General features: G+C 59.1%; 17 protein-coding genes. 6 read left to right on the forward strand and 11 right to left on the reverse strand.

The features are described from left to right. Genes FTW19_RS09555 through FTW19_RS09580 form a run of 6 tightly spaced genes read right to left on the reverse strand, consistent with a single transcriptional unit; the run spans nucleotide 1 to nucleotide 6776 of the window. Nucleotides 1–930 carry a D-ribose ABC transporter substrate-binding protein gene (locus FTW19_RS09555; RefSeq protein WP_147647410.1) on the reverse strand — a complete coding sequence of 310 codons (930 nt, stop codon included), beginning with the start codon at nucleotides 928–930 and terminating at the stop codon, nucleotides 1–3. Next, complete coding sequence (locus FTW19_RS09560) at nucleotides 927–1997, reverse strand: ABC transporter permease (RefSeq protein WP_147647411.1); 1071 nt, start codon at nucleotides 1995–1997, stop codon at nucleotides 927–929. Before FTW19_RS09560 ends, FTW19_RS09555 begins: the two co-directional genes overlap by 4 nt. Beyond that, nucleotides 1994–3514 (reverse strand): sugar ABC transporter ATP-binding protein, encoded by a 1521-nt coding sequence (locus FTW19_RS09565; RefSeq protein WP_147647412.1) that lies wholly within the window; start codon nucleotides 3512–3514, stop codon nucleotides 1994–1996. Before FTW19_RS09565 ends, FTW19_RS09560 begins: the two co-directional genes overlap by 4 nt. After that, entirely contained in the window at nucleotides 3511–4983 is a 1473-nt protein-coding gene (locus tag FTW19_RS09570; protein WP_147647413.1) for an FGGY family carbohydrate kinase, read from the reverse strand. Before FTW19_RS09570 ends, FTW19_RS09565 begins: the two co-directional genes overlap by 4 nt. 9 nt (nucleotides 4984–4992) lie before the next feature. Then, nucleotides 4993–5961 (reverse strand): transketolase family protein, encoded by a 969-nt coding sequence (locus FTW19_RS09575; RefSeq protein WP_147647414.1) that lies wholly within the window; start codon nucleotides 5959–5961, stop codon nucleotides 4993–4995. Beyond that, entirely contained in the window at nucleotides 5955–6776 is an 822-nt protein-coding gene (locus FTW19_RS09580) for a transketolase (RefSeq protein ID WP_222705554.1), read from the reverse strand. Before FTW19_RS09580 ends, FTW19_RS09575 begins: the two co-directional genes overlap by 7 nt. A 305-nt stretch (nucleotides 6777–7081) precedes the next feature. Here FTW19_RS09580 and FTW19_RS09585 point away from each other — a divergent pair, with 305 nt between their 5' ends. Then, entirely contained in the window at nucleotides 7082–8434 is a 1353-nt protein-coding gene (locus tag FTW19_RS09585; RefSeq protein WP_187143396.1) for an alkaline phosphatase family protein, read from the forward strand. A 41-nt stretch (nucleotides 8435–8475) separates the two neighbouring features. Further along, complete coding sequence (locus tag FTW19_RS09590) at nucleotides 8476–9087, forward strand: glycerol-3-phosphate responsive antiterminator (RefSeq protein WP_187143397.1); 612 nt, start codon at nucleotides 8476–8478, stop codon at nucleotides 9085–9087. On the opposite strand, the gene FTW19_RS09595 is transcribed toward FTW19_RS09590, so the two are convergent. The 5 genes from FTW19_RS09595 to FTW19_RS09615 are packed head-to-tail and all read right to left on the reverse strand — an operon-like array spanning nucleotide 9080 to nucleotide 14985. After that, complete coding sequence (locus FTW19_RS09595) at nucleotides 9080–10129, reverse strand: 2-hydroxyacid dehydrogenase (RefSeq protein WP_147647418.1); 1050 nt, start codon at nucleotides 10127–10129, stop codon at nucleotides 9080–9082. The genes FTW19_RS09590 and FTW19_RS09595 overlap by 8 nt on opposite strands. Beyond that, nucleotides 10129–10764 carry a histidine phosphatase family protein gene (locus tag FTW19_RS09600; RefSeq protein ID WP_147647419.1) on the reverse strand — a complete coding sequence of 212 codons (636 nt, stop codon included), beginning with the start codon at nucleotides 10762–10764 and terminating at the stop codon, nucleotides 10129–10131. The genes FTW19_RS09595 and FTW19_RS09600 overlap by 1 nt, the downstream gene beginning before the upstream one ends. Beyond that, a complete protein-coding gene (locus FTW19_RS09605) occupies nucleotides 10761–12227 on the reverse strand; it encodes an FGGY-family carbohydrate kinase (RefSeq protein WP_147647420.1) in 1467 nt (488 codons plus the stop codon). The genes FTW19_RS09600 and FTW19_RS09605 overlap by 4 nt, the downstream gene beginning before the upstream one ends. Further along, nucleotides 12224–13705 carry an FGGY-family carbohydrate kinase gene (locus tag FTW19_RS09610; RefSeq protein WP_147647421.1) on the reverse strand — a complete coding sequence of 494 codons (1482 nt, stop codon included), beginning with the start codon at nucleotides 13703–13705 and terminating at the stop codon, nucleotides 12224–12226. Before FTW19_RS09610 ends, FTW19_RS09605 begins: the two co-directional genes overlap by 4 nt. Nucleotides 13706–13707: 2 nt before the next feature. Then, nucleotides 13708–14985, reverse strand: coding sequence for an MFS transporter (locus tag FTW19_RS09615; protein ID WP_147647422.1), 1278 nt, complete (start codon nucleotides 14983–14985; stop codon nucleotides 13708–13710). Between the two features lie 193 nt (nucleotides 14986–15178). Between FTW19_RS09615 and FTW19_RS09620 the strand changes: the two genes are divergently transcribed. From FTW19_RS09620 to FTW19_RS09635, 4 genes are all read left to right on the forward strand, one after another. After that, complete coding sequence (locus tag FTW19_RS09620; protein WP_246153659.1) at nucleotides 15179–16078, forward strand: SAM hydrolase/SAM-dependent halogenase family protein; 900 nt, start codon at nucleotides 15179–15181, stop codon at nucleotides 16076–16078. Nucleotides 16079–16168: 90 nt separating this feature from the next. After that, on the forward strand, nucleotides 16169–17155 hold the full coding sequence (locus FTW19_RS09625; RefSeq protein WP_147647423.1) for an aldo/keto reductase: 987 nt from the start codon (nucleotides 16169–16171) through the stop codon (nucleotides 17153–17155). Next, a complete protein-coding gene (locus tag FTW19_RS09630; protein WP_147647424.1) occupies nucleotides 17152–18150 on the forward strand; it encodes a zinc-binding alcohol dehydrogenase family protein in 999 nt (332 codons plus the stop codon). The genes FTW19_RS09625 and FTW19_RS09630 overlap by 4 nt, the downstream gene beginning before the upstream one ends. A 48-nt stretch (nucleotides 18151–18198) precedes the next feature. Then, nucleotides 18199–19812, forward strand: a complete 1614-nt coding sequence (locus tag FTW19_RS09635) for an MGH1-like glycoside hydrolase domain-containing protein (RefSeq protein ID WP_147647425.1) — start codon at nucleotides 18199–18201, stop codon at nucleotides 19810–19812. Nucleotides 19813–19822: the final 10 nt, after the last annotated feature.

The following is a 19822-nucleotide window of genomic DNA, read 5'->3' on the forward strand; positions in this document are numbered from 1 at the left end:
TTATCTGATCTTTTCAAAGTCGCGATAGTCGTCCACGTTGGCGCGAGTGACGAGATCGCAGGGGATGATCTGTTTCTCCAGCTTGCCGGTCGAGCCTGTCTTCAGAAAGCGATCAGCTTCGTCGACTGCGAGCCGGGAGATGACGACGGCAGGCTGCAGCGAAGTGGCCTGTAGTTCGCCGGAACGAATGGCGGTAGCCGCATCGGGTGAGCCGTCGAAACCGGTGACGACGATTCCTTTGCGGCCCGAGGACTTGACGGCCGCCGCGGCGCCGAGCGCCATGGTGTCGTTGCCGGCGATGATGCCTGCCAGCTTTGCGTGTGCCTGCAGAATGGTCTCGGTCTTCTGGAAGGCTTCGGCCTGCGACCAGTTGGCTGATTGCGCAGCGACGAGCTTCAGCTGTGGCGCGGTGTCAAGGATCTCGTGAAAGCCCTTGGTGCGGATCTGCGCGTTGGTGTCGGACTCGCGCCCGAGCAGCTCGGCGTATTCACCTTCTTTAGTGGCACGGGCAAACTCTTCGGCGACGATGCGGGAGCCTTGATGGTTGTCGGCGATGATCTGCGCGTTGGCTACTCCGGTGACCTGTATCTCGCGGTCGATGAGGAAGACAGCAATGCCTTCGGCCTTTGCGCGACGTACGGCAGAGATGGATGACTCCGATCCGGCGTTGTCGAGCACGATAGCCTTGGCTCCGCTAGCGATGGCGGCGTCGATCAGGTTGTCCTGACGGTAGGCGTCGTCGTTGTGCGCGTCGATGCGGGTACGGTAGCCGAGCTGTTGCGCACGGGCTGCGGCGGCATCACCCTCGGCCTTGAAGTAGGGATTGTCCTGCGAGGGAACGATGATGGCGATCAGCGGCTTCGAGAGCTCTTCGCGGTGGCAACCAGAAAGAGCGATAGCCCCGGCCAGGAATAGCGGTACGAGCTTCATGCTCCGGCCTCGGGGTTGGAGCGGAGCAGCAGAGGCAGGAACTTTGCCTGCAGCCGCGACTGGAGCTGATCGATGGCGACCGCAAGGACGATGACGACTCCCTTGATGACGATCTGCCAGAACTCAGAGACGCCGAGCATGACCAGCCCGTCGGCGAGCACGCCGATAACGAACGCTCCGATCAGTGAGCCGGTGACGGAGCCGCGTCCGCCCATCAACGACGTGCCTCCCAGAACGACCGCGGCGATGGCATTCAGCTCAAAGCTCTCTCCTGTAGCCGGGTGAGCGGCTTCGAGCTGCGAGGCGATGATGAGCCCAACGAGCGAAGCGCAGAAGGCGGAGAAGAGGAAGGTGTACATCTTCACGCGCGGCACAACAATGCCGGCCAGGCGGGCAGCGCGTTCATTACCGCCGATGGCGTAGACGTGGCGTCCGAATGGTGTTTTCGCTGCGATGAAGGCTGCGACGGCAAACAGCGCGAACATCAGCCAGACCGGGATAGGAATGCGTAGCAGAAAGCTCTGGCCGATGAAGGCAAAGGAAGGGGCGTGCGCGGCAAGGTTCGGGAAGGTCTTACCGTTGGACATCAGCAGGGCAGAACCCCGCGCGATGTATAGCGTGCCCAGGGTGGCGATAAAAGGAGCGACACCGGCGCGGGAGACCAGCCATCCATTCAACGCGCCGACGATCAGGCAAAGCGCAATGGTGGCCAGGATGGCAACGAAAACGCCGGGATGATAGGTCGTCCCACCGAGGGTGATGCCCTGGGTGAGGATGTAGCCAGCGGCCATGCCGCCCAGGCCGGCAACCGAGCCGACCGACAGGTCGATGCCTCCGGAGAGGATGACGAAGGTCATGCCTATGGCAAGAATGGCGGAGATGGCGACGTGCTTTGTCAGGATGGAGAGATTGGCTGTCGTAAGGAAGCTCGGCGCCATGGCAGAGAACAGGATGAGCAGCAATACCAGCACGAGGACAGCGCGGGCACGCAGCAGGATGAGTGCGATGCGGGCTCCACTGCTGGCCAGACGATCGGACGATGAGAGCGTGGCGGAGATAGAGGTCATGCGATGCTTCCTGTGGTCACATTCGGACTGGCTGCGGAGAAGAGCGCTTCGTCGGTCAACTGATGATGCTGAAACTCGGCTGCAATGCGTCCCTGGCAGAGGACGAGGGCGCGGTCGGCGAGCGTTCGCGTCTCTTCAATCTCGGAAGAGGTGAAGAGAATACTCAGGCCATTCGCGGCCAGCTTGCGAAGGATGCGATAGATCTCGGCTTTCGCTCCTGCATCGACACCGCGTGTCGGTTCGTCGAGCAGCAGAACGCGCGGGTTCCGCATGAGGCAGCGCGCGATCAGGACCTTTTGCTGATTGCCGCCCGAAAGCGAGGTGACCGGCAGCTCGAGATCGTTGGCCGCGATGTTGAGGTCTTTCGCCAGCTTTCGGACTAACTCGGTCTCGTGCGCGCGTGAGAGCAATGGGCCGTGCGAAGCAGCGAGGGCGACGTTCTCGCGGATCGACAGTTCGGGAATGAGGCCGTCGCGCTGGCGATCTTCGGGGACAAGCACAATGCCTGCCTTAACCGCGCTGCCAACGGAGTTCAGCTCGAGCGTGCGGCCTTCGATCTGGATGGAACCCTCGAGGGGTGTGCGGTTTCCCGCGAGCGTCTCCAGCAGTTCGGTTCTACCCGCTCCGAGAAGGCCGTAGATGCCCAGGACCTCACCCTTGTGGAGAGTGAATGAGATCTCGTGCAGAGCTGCCTGCGATTCTTCACCCGCGGCGGAGGAGCCGAGCTCCAACTGATGGACGGATAGCACGGCCTGGGTGGAGGCAGCGGGACGGACTTGTAGATCTGTGGTGTCGGCGCGGCCTGACATACGTTCCACGATCCACTGCCGCGTGACCTCGGAACGCGGAGCTTCGCCGACGACGCGGCCGGAGCGCAGGACCGTGAAGTAGTCACCGAGGTGCAGCAGCTCGTGCAGACGGTGCGAGATGTAAACGATGGTGACGCCCGAGCGTTTCAGGTCTTCGATGACCTCGAAGAGCGATTCTGTTTCTGCCATCGAAAGAGCAGAGGTGGGTTCGTCGAGGATCAGGATCTTTGATCCATGAGCGATGGTCCGGGCGAGCTCGACGATCTGCCGGCAGCCGAGCGAGAGATGAGCCGTTTGCGCATTGACCGGCATTGGTTTATGCAGGCGATGGAGCGCATCGGCCGATTGGGTGTCTTCGGTCTTGCGATCGACCATGGCGGCACGGGTCAGCTCGCGGCCGGCGAAGATGTTCTCGCTGATGTCGAGGTTCGGCATCACGCTCAGCTCCTGGTGCACGATGCTGATGCCGTGTGCCCCGGCATCGCGCGGACTGCGGAGAGTGATCGGCTTACCGTCGAGCAGGATCGTGCCTTCATCGCACGACTCTACACCCGACAGGATGCGCATCAGAGTAGATTTGCCGGCGCCGTTCTCTCCGATCAGTACGTTGACTGCATTGCGGTGCAACTTGAAGTCGACATGGTCGAGCGCGATGTTTCCGGGGTAGCGCTTCAAGATGCCGTTTGCCTGCAGGATCACGTCGCTCATGCGAGGTCCCCCTTCAGGCGGGTCTGCCGGACGGCGAGCTTCCAGCCTTCATAGTGGGAGGTGCGTTGAGTTGTCGGAAGGAACGTTGTCGACTCCTGCGGAAGCGAGGCAAGGTCAGCCATGCTGTGCCACCACCCAAGTGTGAGCCCGCCGAGCCAGGCAGCGCCGAGCGCCGAAAGGTCTTCGCAACTGGAACGATGGACTGGCACATGCAGCAGGTCCGCTTGAAACTGCATCAGGGCACTGTTGCGGGTCGCGCCTCCGTCGGTGTGCAGGGCTGGGAGGTCTACACCGGCGGCATCGCGCATGGCGTGAAAGACATCCGCGACCTGGTAAGCGATGGCGTCCACTGCGGCGCGGGCCATATGCTCTCGTCTGCTGGTGTGGCTAAGGCCGGTGAGTGTGCCCCGTGCGGCAGAGTCCCAGTAGGGGGCTCCGAGACCGACCATCGCGGGGACAAAGTAGACCCCTGCTGCATCTGAAACGCTCTCGGCAAGAGCTACGGCATCGCGTGTAGGATCGCCGAGATTGAGGAACTCTCCCACCCACTGCACGGCTGACCCAGTCATGGTGATGTTGCCTTCGAGGGCGAAGTGAGCTGTCCCATTGTGCGACCAGGCGATGGTGCGTGCCAGGCTCTGTGTCGGTGCTGGCAGGCCCGGTGTCAGCGTCATCAGCGACGAGCCGGTGCCATAGGTTGCTTTAATGGTTCCCGGTGTATAGCTTCCATGGCCCACCATTGCTGCGTGAGAATCTCCAATCGCGGAGACGATGGGGACGCCCGCAAGCTCTGGAATCGCTGAGACCTCGCCAAGCAAGGATGAGGAGCAGGCGAGCTGAGGCATCGCGACTTGCGGAATGGCGAAAAGGTCGAGTAGATCGCGATCCCACTGCAAGGTCTCCAGATCGAGCAGCGCTGTACGCGATGCATTTGTATGATCGGTGACGTGGGCTGCACCGCCGGTCAGCTTGTAGACAAGCCAGCTATCGACGTTGCCCAGGCAAAGCTCTCCCCGTTCCGCCCGGGCTCGCAACGCAGGATTCTGCTGGAGCAGCCAGCTCCATTTAGTTGCGGACACAAGTGGGTCGAGCGGCAGGCCGGTGCGCTCCCGGATGAGATCCGTTTGTGTGGCAAGTTGCCTGCAGATGGCCTCGCCTCGCCGGCACTGCCAGCTGATCGCATTGGCCGCGGGGCTGGCGTCGGCACGATACCAGGTCACGGCGGTCTCCCGCTGGTTGGAGATGGCGATACCTTTGATCCCGACTGCGCCGCTATGGGCGATGCACTCCCGTATGACGGTGAGTACCGACTGCCACAGCGCTTCGGGATCTTGCTCGACCATGCCAGGTTGGGGCGTTAGCAGCGTAAGCGGTGCAGACGCACGAAATACCGGCTGTCCATCGTTGCCGACGAGGAGAGCCTTGGTATTCGTTGTTCCCTGATCGATGGCGAGGATGAGGTCGGACATGATCTACGCCTACTTGTTCTCTCCCAGCAGATCGAGTGCCGCGTTCACCATGCCGTCTGCGTTCAGATGAAAGTGATCGAGCAGAAACTCCGCGGACCCGGTAGGTGCGAAGACGTCAGGAAGGCCAAGCATGCGCATCGGTGCAGGGTGATGGAGCGCGAGCACCTCGGCGACCGCTCCGCCCAGGCCTCCGGCGGTGAGTGCTTCTTCGACGGTGACAATGCCGCGGGTCTCTTTCGCGGCTTTGATGATTGCGTCGTAATCGAGCGGTTTGATGCTGCTCATATTCAGCACGCGGGCGAAGATGCCGCGTTGTTCCAGAAGCTTCGCGGCCTGCAGTGCCCGAGCTACCAGGATGCCGTTGGTGATGATGGTGACATCGTCTCCGTCATTCATCAGTGCGGCCCGGCCCAGGGTGAACTGATATCCGCGATCATGTACTTCAGGCACCGGAACGCGGCTGATGCGAAGGAACATGGGGCCATCGTGCCGCAGCGAATAGCGCATGACCTGCTCGGTTTCCAGGGGATCCGCCGGAACGATCACGGTGAGATTCGGGATGATGCGTGTCCAGGCCATGTCTTCGATGGAGTGGTGGGTGGCGCCAAGCTGCCCATAGGCCATGCCGGAGGACATGCCGCATAGCTTGACATTCCATTTGGAGTAGCCAAGATCGACCTTTACCTGTTCCATGGCGCGGGCGGTCAGGAAACAGGAGGCTCCGCATACGTAGGGGACCATGCCTCCGTTGGCCAGGCCGGCGCCGACACCGACCATGTTCTGCTCCGCAATGCCGACGTTGACGAACCGGTCGGGGAAGAGTTCCTTGAACTTCTTGAGCTTGGTCGAAGAGACCGAGTCATTGACGACGGCGCAGACACGTTTGTCCTGCGCGGCCATCTCTTCGAGGGTTCTGGAGTAGGCTTCGCGGCAATCGTAAGTCTTGGCCGATGTCTCAACGGGAGCAGCGACTACCATGGGACCTCCACTCCGAGTTCTTCCGCCGCCATGAAAAGCTGCTCACGGGTCGGCACACCATGATGCCAAGCGGGCTTGTTCTCTGCAAAGCTGACGCCTTTTCCTTTGACCGTATTTGCGATGATGCAGGTGGGTTTGCCGGGTTCGAGAGGGAGCGACTGAAAGACCTGCATCAGCTCTTCGTGATTATGTCCATCGACTTCGCGCACGGCAAAGCCGAAGGAGGACCACTTCGGCGCGAGCGGATCCATCTGAATCGTGTTTTCGGTGAAGTCACCCTGCTGAATCCGGTTGCGGTCTACGATGACCGTCAGATTATCGAGTTTGTAATGGTGAGCGGTCATAGCGGCCTCCCAGTTGGAGCCTTCCTGCAGCTCACCATCGCCGGTAAGGACGAAGACCCGCCAGTGCTCACCGCGCATCTTCGCCGCAAGGGCAGCGCCGACGGCGATCGGTGCTCCATGGCCCAGGGGGCCGGTATTCGCTTCCACTCCGGGCAGCTTGTTCCGGTCCGGATGTCCATTCAGCATGGACAGCGGGTCCATAAAGGTCTTGAGCTGTTCGACCGGGAAAAAGCCACGGGCGGCGAGTGTTGCATAGAAGGCGCCCGAACAGTGCCCCTTGGACATGATGAAGCGATCTCTCTGCTCCCAGTGGGGCCGCGCGGGATCGACCGCCAGAATTCCACCCAGGTAGAGACAGGTAAGAACGTCGGCAGAGGAGAGGTCGCCGCCGGTGTGACCCAGTTGCGAATGATGGGTCATCGACATCGCACGGATGCGGGTCAGGTTTGCAGCTTGTTGCAGGTGTTTCAAGGATGATTCCGCCATAAGGTAAGGGCAACCAGAGGGTTAAACTTGCCACTCATGACATCACACTGTCGTACTTTTTTGCAATAGTGCATAAAAATGCTAACGCCCTGTATTCCGCTATGTGGGTCGAAAAGCTTCGCCAGGTTTCACGCGCTGCAAGAGTTGACAAGCCGTAAGGCGAACAAGCATAGTCCTAATCGACACGGCAGAGATCAGAGAGCCGTACAAAGCCAGGCATTTTTATGCCCGGTTTTGTACGGCTTTTGTGTTTTTGTACTTCTTTCGCCGCATTACCTTTTGGAGGCTCCTTGAGGCTAGCAGTATCCATTTTCCTGTCAGGTGTGATGATGTGTTTCGCGACAGCACTGTCAGCGCAGACGCATCGCCCGGTGTTAATGATCTCGATTGACGGCCTTCGGCCTGACTATGTCACACGGGCGGACCAGCACGGCCTCAAAATTCCCAACCTCCGCCGGATACTTGCGGAGGGTGCTCACGCGGAGGGGGTGGTGAATGTGTCGCCGACTGTGACCTATCCCAACCACACCACCCTGGTCACGGGAGTTCTGCCGTCAGAGCACGGTATCTATAACAATGAGCTCTTCGATCCCGAAGGGAAGGAGCATGGTGGCTGGTACTGGTATGCCCAGGCGGTGCAGGCTCCGACCCTATGGCAGGCAGCAAAGGATGCAGGGTTGGTGACAGCGAGTGTTTACTGGCCTGTCACGGTCAAGGCCAGTGGAATTGATTACAACATTCCGGAGTATTTTCGTCAGCGGACGCAGCCGGACCGGTATATGGAGGAGGCTGTCTCGCGCCCCGCTGGAATGCTGGAGGAGCTGGAGCAGAAGGCCGGGCCATTCAACATACGCAATTCGGACGCCGTCTTTGATGAGACGGTGACGCGGACGACGATTGCGATGATCGAAAGCCGGCATCCTGACTTTCTAACGGTCCATATTGTCTCGTTGGACCATGTGGAGCACGAACACGGTCCTTTCAGCCCGGAGGCGAACGCTGACCTGGAGAAGATCGACGAGATGGTGGGCCGTATCGCGATAGCGCAACGCAAGGTACATCCGAATGGAGTAATCGCCGTAGTTTCGGATCACGGCTTCAGTGCGGTGCGGCACCGGGTCTATCTGAACTCGGCACTGGTCAAAGAAGGTTTTATCTCGCTTTCAGGACACGAAAAGGCGACGGTGGATCGGTGGAGTGTCTTCGCCTGGCCGGCGGGCGGCACCGCCATGATGATGCTGCGTGATAAGGGTGACGCTGAAACGGAAAAGAAGGTGCAGATCCTGTTGGCAAAGCTCGCGGCAGATCCACGCTATGGAATCGCCGAGATCGTCTCGCACGAGAAGGCTGTGCAACAGGGAATGAACCCCGACGTCGCTTTTGTCGTGAATTTCAAACCGGGATATCGCATGGCGGTTGGTTTCGCCGAGCCGGAATTGGAAGACCTCACAAAGGACGAAGGTACCCACGGCTATATGAACACGCTCGACGAGATGCACTCCTCGTTCTTTGTCGAAGGTCCCGGCGTTGCGAAAGGGAAGAATCTGGGAGTGATCGATATGCGACAGATTGCGCCGACGATTGCAGGGCTGCTGGGAGCGAAGCTTGATACGGCCAAATCTCCAAGGTTATCGCTGCAATGAAAATTGAGTACCCTGATCTAGAGGTATTGAAAAGAGGGTACGTGGAGCGCAGCAGGGAAACCCGTCGCCAGGACGAGCGCGAGACATCGCCTCGAGTCAGGCAGACGCTGATCGATACGCCGATTATTGCGGCGGTGAATGAGCCGCCTGCATTCGAAGTGGCTCTCCAAAGCCCTCCGCGAGCGGTATACCTGCTGACGGGAAATCCTCTGTCTCTCCCTGGCATGCTGCAGCGAGCGGCGGAACAGGGAAAGCAATGCCTGGTCAATATCGACTTTCTCGACGGACTGGCGCGCGACCGGTTTGCGGTGGAGTTTCTCGCGAGCCATAACGTCGCCGGAATCGTCTCGACACGCTCCGAGATACTAAAGGCCGCGCAATCCTTTGGCTTGATTACCGTACAGCGCACGTTCAGCCTTGATTCGGCGGCCGTGACCGCCACTCGCCGGTCACTGGCGCAGTTCCTTCCGGATGCGGTGGAGGTGCTGCCTGCGATGGCAGCACCCAAGGTAGCGCGGAAGTTGCTGGAAGACCATCCCTCACTGCGGATTATTGGGGGAGGGCTGATCGAGACCGTCAAAGAGATCGAGGACCTTCTGGCTGCGGGGATTCACGCGGTCTCCGTCAGTGATCAGCGGTTGTGGATTATTTAGCAACCTTTTGCTGTGTAAGTACCTCTGGATTTGCGCAATAACGCAGGGTTCCGTTCTGAAGGTAGTTTCCCAATTCCTCTGCTGCGATGCGGGTTGCTTTGATAGCAGCCTGCTTAGTGCCTCCGGCGATGTGCGGTGTGGTGATGAAGTTTGGGAGTTGCAGCAGGCTTGAGCCGGTGGGGAGCGGTTCCTCAGGAAAGACATCTGCTGCTGCCGCAAACAGGTGTTCGGAGCGAAGCGCTTGTTCGAGAGCCTGATAATCCATCAGCGCACCGCGAGCGCAGTTGACGACGACAGCGCCGCGCTTGAGCTTCCGGATCTGTTCCGCGCCAAGGATATGGCGGGTTTCAGCGGTCTCGCGGGCGTGGAGTGAGACGACATCGGAGCGTTGCAACAACTCGTCCAGAGTCGCTACCTGGATTGCGGGTGAGTCTTCAGTCATGCGCGCATAAGGGTCATAGCAGAGAACGGTTGTACCGAATCCGCGCAGGATGCGGGCAACGATGCCGCCGATGGCGCCGTAGCCTATAAGACCGACGGTTGCGGTTTCAAGCTCAAAGCCGGCGCTGTCCCACGTGTAATCGCCCTTCCACTCACCGCGATGAAGAGCAGCATGCGTCTGTGGAATGAAGCGGAGTGCACTCAGCATCATGGCGATGGTATGTTCCGCCGTTGCTGCAGCGTTTCGTGCCGGTGTGTAGGCGATGGCGATGCCGTGCTCCGTGGCCGCCGGTACGTTGACGTTGACCGGACCGCCGCGGCACACGATGAAGAGGCGAAGGTCTTTTGCCTGTTCCATCACGCGCCGAGTGAGAGGAGCATGATGTGCGATGCAGATGGAAACACCCTGGAGAACGTCGACCATCTGCTCTTCCGAGCCGGAGGCCTCGCGTACCTCGGCGATATTGCGGAACGGCTCGATGGGAAAAGGAGTCGATGCTTCGGTGACCTCGAAGCGATCGGCAAGCTCACCAAGGGAGGTGCGCATGAGCTGCGACGAGATGAAGTTGTCTCCAATGACGAGAAGCTTTTCTTGAGGCATTACAGGGAAGTCTCCTTCGTGGGAAGTGGGAGGGGGGCATTGAACGACAAAAGACTTACGGCGGAGTTAGGCCGTATCTCGATCTCGGTGATGGCGCAGTTATGAAAGGTCGGAAACAGGTCCCGGTAGCGAGATAGCGAGATTCCAAGAGCCCGGCAGAGGACGAGCCGCAGCAGCGTGCTGTGGGCGACGACCAGTGCGTGTCCATGCGGGGGAAGGGGCGCTGCGATGGAGCGAAGAGCGGCGAGGCCGCGTTCGGCGGCTGTGACTGGATCTTCGCCACCGGGCATGTGATGGAGGACAGGATCGCCGCGGAATGCAGCGAGAGCTTCGGGCATGATCGTCTGCAACTCGCTCTTCGTGTGCCCTTCGGCTCGCCCGAAGTCCAGCTCAAGGAGGCGGTCGTCGGTCTGGAGCTTCAGCCCCAGAGCTTCTGCCGCAGGAGTAGCCGTCTTGATGGCGCGAGAGAGTGATGACGACCATACAGACTGAATGCTGGTGGTTGCTGCCCAGCGTGCAAGCCGTCCGGCCTGCTGGATACCTTTGGGTGTGAGCGCGATGTCGGTTCGGCCGGCGTAGCGGTTTTCGGCGTGCCATATGGTCTCACCGTGGCGGACGAGGAAGAGGCGGCTCATTGCATTATCCCCTTGATCGCTGCGCATGCCAGCGCGGGATCCAGCCAGCCCCGCTGCTTCAGTTCTTTTACAAATTTTTGGTACTGCTCCAGATACATCGAGGACTGTCCTGTGGGTTCGATCGTTTTTTCGATATGCACCATGCGCTTGGCGGCATGATGCAGTGAGTCGGTTGAGGATGCTGCAAGAACGGCCATGCCGAATGCGGCTTCCGTCACAGAGGGGATGATGAGGGGACGGCGAAGAATATCAGCGCGGATCTGATTGAAGGCCTCGCTCTTTGTGGCTCCGCCGGAGATAAAGAAGTCGCCTTCCCGGGGAGCGCCGCCCGCGACCATGACATCCACGCAGAGCCGCTCGGTGCAGGCGATGCCTTCGAGGATTGCGCGATACTTCATCTCATCGGAGCCGGATTGCCCGAGGGCGAAGCAGGTGGCATCGGAGTTTGAGAAGGGGAAGCGCTCTCCGCGTCCACTGAGCGGATACATCACGATGCCGGTGGGGTCGTCTGCCGCTGCCGCTGATTGGTTGAGGCGTGGAAGATCCTTCGCCTTGAACTCTTTCGCAATGATTCCTGCGCCGATATTGGACGCTCCTCCAGGGAGCCACATTCCATCGGCGGAACGGTGGGAATAGATGACCCCGCGGGGATCGTGGAGAAGATCAGGCGTCACACCCTTCAATACGAGTGTTGTGCCGATGACAGAGCTCCAGCTCCCGGGACTGACGGCACCAGATGCGATCTGCGAGGCGCAGCCATCGGTCATACCGGCGTAGATGGGGGTGTCGGTGGGGATGCCTGTTTCCTGGACGGAGCGGCGTCCTGTCACTCCGATGCGAATACCGGGGCGAACAACTTTTGGCAAAAGCCCTGAATCGATTCCCAGTGTGTTGAGGACATCGTCAGGCCACCTGTCTTCGAGTTGATGGTATCCAGTTTTGAGGGCATTACTGCTGTCCGTTGGAAGCAGTACGCCTGCCATCCGTGCATTGATGAAATCGTTCTGATGGAGAATGCGGCGGTCGGGCGAAAGAAAGCCGTGACGCGAGAGCCATACGATCTTGGGGAGAGCCCAGGAAGGCTGCATGCGATAGCTCATCTGCTGCCAGACGCCATCGCCAACACGATTGACTTCGTCAACCTCCGCCAGCGCCCTGGCATCGTCATACATCAGGGCCGGGCCGCAGGGGCGGAGCTGAGAGTCGGTGACGACGATCGTGCCCGAAGTTGCGTCGACAGCGATCCCAAGAATGGGAGCGCCGGCGAGCTGTCTGGTGACCGCAGAGCAACTGGCACAGACCGCACTCCACCAGTCTTCAGCATTCTGCTCGTGACGAATCCCGTTTCGTGTGCTGGTGAGCGACGCAGAAGAGGATGCAACGACGCGACCTGCGATCGTTACCGCCATCACCTTTACGCTCTGTGTGCCGAGATCGATGCCGAGATAGACGGGCTCCATCATCTCTCCCCCCGAAGCATCTGCCACTGCGACGATGAGGAATCGCGCAATGCGAGCCAGGTTTTGTAGCGACGGGAGAAGAGGTCGTATTCGGCGGTGCGCGCGACGAAGGTGGTTGTCTCCGTCTCGATGCTGAGAGAGACCTTCTGCGCGTGATCGATGTTGCCTGCGGTCTTAAGAGCCCAAAGGAAGGCGCCCAGTGCGCCAAGTTCGTTGCCTGCCGGGCGAACTACATTGCGTCCGGTAACATCTGCGATCATCTGGCACCAGAAATCACTCCGCGCTCCTCCACCGGCGACAGATACGCTCTGCAGGGCAGGATGCGCAGTACGTTCGAGGCATTCGCGGATGACAAAGGCGAGGCCTTCGTACAAGGCATGAGCAATCTGCGATGGAGAGGTGTTGAACGACAGACCATGAAAGCTGCCGCGAGCCTTCGGTTCGAGGAAGGGAGCTCGTTCTCCGGCAGCGGAGAGATAGGGCAGGAAGAAGGCACCATCCCGCGATACACACTCTGCCTGCGCAAGCTGTTCGAGTCGCTGCTGATCTCCGCCTGCAAAGAGTGTCGAGCCCCAGCGTAGAGCCTCGCAACCCGTGAGGGTCGGCATGGCGCGAAGGAACTGCCCGTCTTCAAACGCGATGGTTGTGCCAGAGGCGGCTTGTGCGAGATCCATGTCAGGAAGAATGGTCTCGGTGCAGATGGTTGTGCCCAGAATGACGCATGCCCGTTCGGGCGTGTTGACGCCGCAGCCAAAAGCCGTCGTGACGATGTCGTAAGGAGCCATCAAAACAGGAATGCCTGCGGGAAGTCCCATCTGCTGTGCCGCGGTCGACGTGAGTGGAGCGCTGAGATCGTTTCCCTGAGCGATGGGAGGCAGCTTCTCAAGATGTTCTTCGAGCTGAAAGAGCTCGAGCAGATCTGGAGAGTACTGCCGATGTTTGATGTCGCAGAAGGGGTTGGATGCATCAGAGAGGTCAGCGGCATAACGACCAGTCATGCAGGAAAAGAGCCATCCGTTGCAGGTAAGCGCCCAGCGCGCGCGCGTCAGCGTCTGTGGTTCATGCAGTGAGAGCCAGCGGAGAATTGCATTTGGCAAGCCCGGATACGAAGCGGATCCCGAGATGTGGAAGGCTCGGTCGATAATACCTTCTTCGTGCCAGCGTTCGACAATCTCGTATGAACGGCCATCGTTCCAAAGAATGGCGTTGCGCACCGGGATGCCGGAGGCGTCGACAAGCCAGCAGCCATCTCCTTGTGCTGTGGAGACGATACCTTCGATCGGCTCGCCGCACTGTTGTGCGGTCTGGCGAACGGTCGATGCGACTGCCTGCCACATGCTTTCCTGGCTCTGCTCGGAGTACTCATTCTGAGGACGCAGTACTTCCGTGTTGGCGCGCGAGAGGGCTAGCTCCTTGCCGGTGTGGCTAAAGGCGACTGCTTTGATGACGGTCGTTCCTGCGTCAATTGCGATCCAGGCCATGGTCAGATCTCGGAGTGCGATTCGTTAGGAATGGTCAGGGTCCAGGCGAGCAGGCTGCTCAGCAGGTAGAGGCCGGCGAAGATCCACATGAGACCACCGATGCCAACAGAGTGATAGAAGATGCGTACGAGGCCAGGCCCGACGAGCATGGCGCCGCCCGCGCCGAGGCTGAGTAGCGAGAGTGCTTCGCCACGATTCTCCGGAGCGAGCATAGGGGCAAGCGCAGAGAGTGGGACATAGCCCGCGAGTGTAGCGCCGTAGAGCATGCCAATGGCGACGCTGAGGCCATAGCTCTTCGTGGCCAGTGGGACGTAATAGAGCGCAAGCGTGGTGATGGTACACCCCAGGCCGCCACAGATGGCCACAGTTTGCCGCCATCCAAATCGGTCTCCGATGAGGCCAAAGAGCAGGTTCCAAATGATGTTGGAGAGGAAGATAGCGCTCAGCAGGGTGAGAAACTGCGCCTGGGTCAGGCCGATTCTGTCCTGGAAGAAGGCCGGAAGAATAACGAAGAATCCAAACTCGGGCGCCGTGTTGATGACGCGTACGACGCAGGCAATTCCAGTCTTCGGCTTCCGCCATGCCAGCGTGACTGAGTTGAGCAGGGCGTGGAAGGGATTGTCGTTTTCAGCGATGAGGCGTGAGTTGCCGCGAGGCTCGCGGACGCCGATCAGCAGAACCGCTCCTCCGGTGAGAACCAGAGCTGTGGCAATCCAGAAGGTACCGTACTGGCCGAAGTAGGGAATCGACAGTCGGGCTACCTGAGATCCCAACGTGGGGAGGCCTCCCGTAAAGGCAAACCAGAACCAGCCCATGGCGGAGGCGAGGCGATGTTTGGGGGCGGCGAGTGTGATCCACACCAGGAAGCCGAAGGCGAAGAGCGGATAGCCGAGACCGCGCAGGCCGTAGGTCATCAGGACTGCGGGATAGGCGGCATGCTGCAGGCCGAGGGTTAGGAAAAGCACCTGAAAGAGAAGCCAGAGGATAAGGCCGATCTTGATAACCCGGCGTGGCCCCCACACGTCTGAGAGGGCTCCGGAGAGCCACCCGGCCAGGGCTGCCATTGCTCCATAAACAGAAGAGATCGTTGCCGCATCGCCGATGGTGAGTCCTCGGCTGACGAGGTAGGGGGTGAAGAAGCCTGATTCGACGCCATCGCCGATCATGAACAGCAGCAGGCCAACAAAACCCCACAGAAGAACAGGGGGAATGCCGATGGCCTCGAGCCGCGAAGAGCTCTTGGATGCCAATGTCTCTGGGAATGAGGCCGTAGATTCCATGGGACCGCCCTTCGTGTGCCGTAAAAACGTAAAAAGCCGCCCCAGCACCCATGGAAGACGGGCGTGGGGCGGCTTTCGATTCTCTGCCGCTATCGATGTGGATAATGCCTTAGAGGGGGACCGCATGTCAAATTTCCGCGATCCTCGGCGGGCGAAACCGTAACGAGCACCTTCAGGAAGTGAGGAGTTGGCTTTGAGAGTTTTTCGATATTTGGCGCTTTTGCTTCTTGTTTCAATGGCTCTGTTGAGCGTTGGGGTTGGGGCGATCGCCCAGACCGGATCTCACACGATTGGGTTTCTGACCGACTTCGATACGAAAGATGATGCGGTGGGTATCTGCCGTGCCGTCATGCATGGCATTGCACCAACCGCCACGATCATCGATATCACGCATCAGGTTACGCCCTATGACATCAGCGAAGGTGCTCGGTTTCTCGCTGGAAGCGCTCCGTATTTTGCGAAGGATGCAGTGTTTGTCGCAGTGATCGATCCTGGCGTTGGTACGGCTCAAAAGGCCATTATTGTGAAGTCGAAGGTGGGACAGTACTTCGTCCTGCCTGATAACGGCCTGATTACCGGCATTGCAGAGCGCGATGGCCTGGAAGCCGCAAGAGAGATAACCAGTTCGGAGTGGATGATCGGAGCGAAGCTTTCGTCCACATTTCATGGCCGTGACATTTTCTCTCCAGCAGCGGCCCATCTCGCGCGTGGGGATGATTGGACGACGGCTGGTCCTGCGATTCCCGTTGCCCAACTTGTCAAGCTCCAGGGGACGGTCGCAAAGCTCGACGAAAAAGGTTTACATGCGGAGGTTATCGGGACAGATGGCCCCTACGGAAACCTGGTCCTCAACGTACCGCAGGCTCTTTTTGCAAAGCTTGGCTATTCCCGTGGAGATCTCGTTCCATTGACGCTGAACGGGAAAGCCTATCGTATCCCCTTTGTGAGAACCTTCGACGATGTGCCTGTTGGGAAAGATCTGCTTTACATCGATTCGAGGGACAGGCTCAGTATCGCGATCAACCAGGGAAATTTCGCAGCACGGGATCATATCGACAAACACATGGTGCTGGAGATTCCGTACACGCACTGAGTCGCGCTCGGCGCATCATCAATAAAGCTGAAGCAGAGAGTGATTGCTAAATCTTGTGCATTTCAGTAAACGTTAACTGTTACGTTTACTATGCGCTATCGCACACTCGGTTCTACTGGCCTTTCCGTCTCTGTTGTCGGGTTTGGCGCTTCTCCGCTGGGCAATGTCTTCTCACCCGTTCCTCGGGCTGACGATGGCGCTCTGGTTGGGAGGGCTGTCGATGCCGGCATCAATTTCTTCGATGTCTCTCCTTATTACGGGGCGGGACTGGCAGAGGAGCGTCTTGGATCGGCGCTTGCCCCTTATCGAAAGAACGTGGTGCTGGCGACCAAGTGTGGCCGGAATGGCGCCGATCGGTTTGACTTCTCGGCAAAGGGGATCACCGCCAGCTTGGAAGCCTCGCTGCGCCGGTTGAAGACGGATGCCGTGGATCTGATTCAGGCACACGATATCGAGTTCGGGGATATCGATCAGGTAATTCACGAGACGGTTCCTGCATTGTGGGAGTTGAAGCGACAAGGTAAGGCACGGTACGTAGGCATCACCGGATATTGGCCAAGCCTGCTGGCCAGAGTGGCTTCCGAAGCGCCGGTCGACACGGTATTGAACTACTGCCACTGGAATCTCCTATCGAATGACATGGATGAAACCTTGACCTCGGCTGCGGGACGGATGGGGATTGGGTTGATCAATGCATCGCCTCTGCATATGGGGATTCTGGGAGGGGTTAGGCTTCCCGAATGGCATCCTGCTCCGCCTGTGGTGCGCGCAACTGGGGCGGAGGTGGTTTCGTTCTGCCGTTCGTCCGGTGTAGACCCCGCCACGCTCTCGATGTGGGTATGTCTGCAACATCCATCTGTTGCATCGACGTTGATGGGATTTGCGAGTGTGGAGCAGGTGGACTCGGCGTGTGCTGCGCTGGATTTTGCACCGGATGCGCAGGTGCTGCGGACGGTACGACGTCTGGTGGCTCCGGTACACAACATCTCATGGCCGCAGGGACGCCCGGAGAACGAAGATATTGGACGAGTGCTGGCGGTATCGGAAGAAGACGAGAGCAAGGTGGCAAAGGCATGAGAGCGTTGACGATGGTTGCTCCCGGTGAGCTGGCGATAACCGATGTCGCTGAGCCCGGAAACGATGGTGTACTGCTGCAGGTAGAGATGGTCGGGCTCTGCGGGTCAGATCTGAACAGCTACCGCGGAAACAATCCGATGGTGAGCTATCCGAGGATCCCGGGGCATGAGATTGCAGCGACCGTTCTGGAAGGCTCGGAGAAATACCCTGCGGGGACACGAGTAACGGTTTCGCCTTACACGAGCTGTGGGTGCTGTGCGTCATGCCGCAATGGGCGTGTGAATGCCTGCGAGTTCAACCAGACCCTGGGGGTGCAGCGCGATGGCGCTCTGACGGAACGCATCCGCGTGCCGGAGGAGAAGTTGTACACCTCGCCTTCGTTGAGCCTGCGTGAGCTGTGTCTGGTAGAACCGCTGACCATCGGATTCCATGCGGTGGCCCAGGGGCGCGTGACAGAACGTGATACTGTCGCGATCTTCGGTTGCGGCGGTGTCGGGCTTGGTGCGGTAGCGGGCGCTGCGTTTCGCGGTACGCAGACGATTGCGATCGATCAGGACGACGACAAATTAGAGATTGCCCGTGCTGCAGGAGCAGTACACCTGATCAACACCCGGCGCGAAGATGCTGCCGTGAAGTTGAAAGAGATTACCGGATGTGGACCGGATGTCGTGATCGAAGCGATCGGCCTGCCGGAGACATTCCGCATGGCGGTCGAGCAGGTCGCTTTTACGGGCAGGGTCGTCTATATCGGCTACGCCAAGCAGCCGGTCTCATATGAGACGAAGCTCTTTGTCCAAAAGGAGCTTAACATCATGGGTTCGCGGAATGCCCTGGCCGGCGATTTTCTCGAGGTCATCGCGATGCTGGAAGCCCGACGCTTCCCTGTGGAGAGGGCGATCAGCGCGGTTGTGGGGATGGGTGAGGCTTCTGACTATATCGCCCGTTGGGCTGCGAATCCTGCTGCGATGAAGAAGATTATGGTGCAGGTGCACTGACGTGATTGCGAAACGTCAGCCTGCAGCCCTATTGTCGTGGATACCTGTATGAAACGCCTTCACGCTATTGTCTGCAGTGTTACGTTCGCGGCTTCCAGCCTGTATGGTCAGGTGGTCTTGCGGCCCGAGAGCTTTCGTCATTATGTCGACGAGTTTCGCCAGCAGGAGAAGCTCGTCACCGGGAGCCTGGGAAATGACTCGTATGACTGGATGGCGGCAAATATTCCGCTCTTCGAGTCTTCGAATAAGGACTTCAATGAGTTGTACTACTTCCGCTGGTACGCCTTCCAGAAGCATGTAGTGCACAGTGAGAAGTATGGCTACCTGATTACCGAGTGGCTGCCCAAGCCGGAGAGTCAGGATGGAGCGTATGGGGTTCTGCCGGACGCGACACCGTTTCATCTGCGTGAGGCACGATGGCTGCGCAGGTCGGAGATCGCCGGCGACTATGCACGATATTGGCTGAGGCCGGAGGCTGATCCATGGAAGTATTCCGTGCCGCTGGCAGATGCCTTCTATCAGGTCACTCTGGCCGCAGGATCGCGCGATCTTGGGCGAGATAACCTGTCAGCGCTGATTCAGTATGCGGAGCATTGGGATGCAACGCAGCGAGACAGCAATGGACTGTACTGGTCGATCGATACGCGGGATGCGATGGAGAAGTCCATCTCGGGCGATGGCTATCGGCCTACCTTGAATAGCTATATGGTGGCCGATGCGAGAGCACTCGCCGCGCTTACTGACGATGCCGATCTACGCACGAAGTTTGCCCGCAAGGCGGATCTGCTGCGAAACCTGGTGCACGAGCGGCTTTGGAATGCGAAGGATCAGTTTTACGAAGTGGTTTCACCTGCCGCCGATTCAGGTATCCGCAAACAAAAGAAGTTTGTCGATCCGGGAACCGTTGCCCATCCAGGAACGCAGATGCAGCTTGCGGGCGTGCGGGAGCTGATCGGCTACATCCCGTGGACCTATGGCATTGCGACGCCGGACCAGGATATTGCCTGGAAGCAGTTGTTTGACCCGCAGGGTTTTGAGGGGAAGTATGGACCGACGACGGCCGAAAAGCGGAATCCGCGGTTTCGTTTTGCCAGTAGTGATCAGTGCACCTGGAATGGTCCTATGTGGCCCTTTGCAACCACACAAACACTGACAGCTATGGCGGAGTTGTTGCAGACGCGTGGAACGTCATCCATCAGCAGCAACGAATACTACAAGTTGTTTGCACGCTATGTACTGGCGCAGCACCTTACTCTGCCGGGTGGACACTCGATCCCGTGGATTGATGAGGATCGGGACGCGGATGCCGATGACTGGATCGCGCGCCGCATGCTCAGGGAGAAGAACAAGCAGGTCGGGCGAGGGAACTACTACAACCATTCCGGCTTTGCTGATCCGTTGATCACCGGTCTTCTGGGAATTCGACCAGAGCCGGGAGAGACTTTGCACCTTCATCCACTGCTGCCTGCGGGTACCTGGCAATACTTCGCTCTGGAGGGGCTGCCGTACCACGGGCATCTGTTGACACTGATCTATGACCGTGATGGAGCGCACTACCGGAAGGGACGCGGATTCCGGGTCTGGGTAGATGGAAAGATAACCGCGCATCGCGAGGAACTCGGTCCGCTGACGGTACAGCTTCTGAGAGCGAAAAAGCCGTGAAAGGAGCGAA

It is taken from the genome of Terriglobus albidus (genome assembly GCF_008000815.1).
In the GTDB taxonomy this organism is placed as follows: Bacteria; Acidobacteriota; Terriglobia; order Terriglobales; family Acidobacteriaceae; genus Terriglobus; species Terriglobus albidus_A.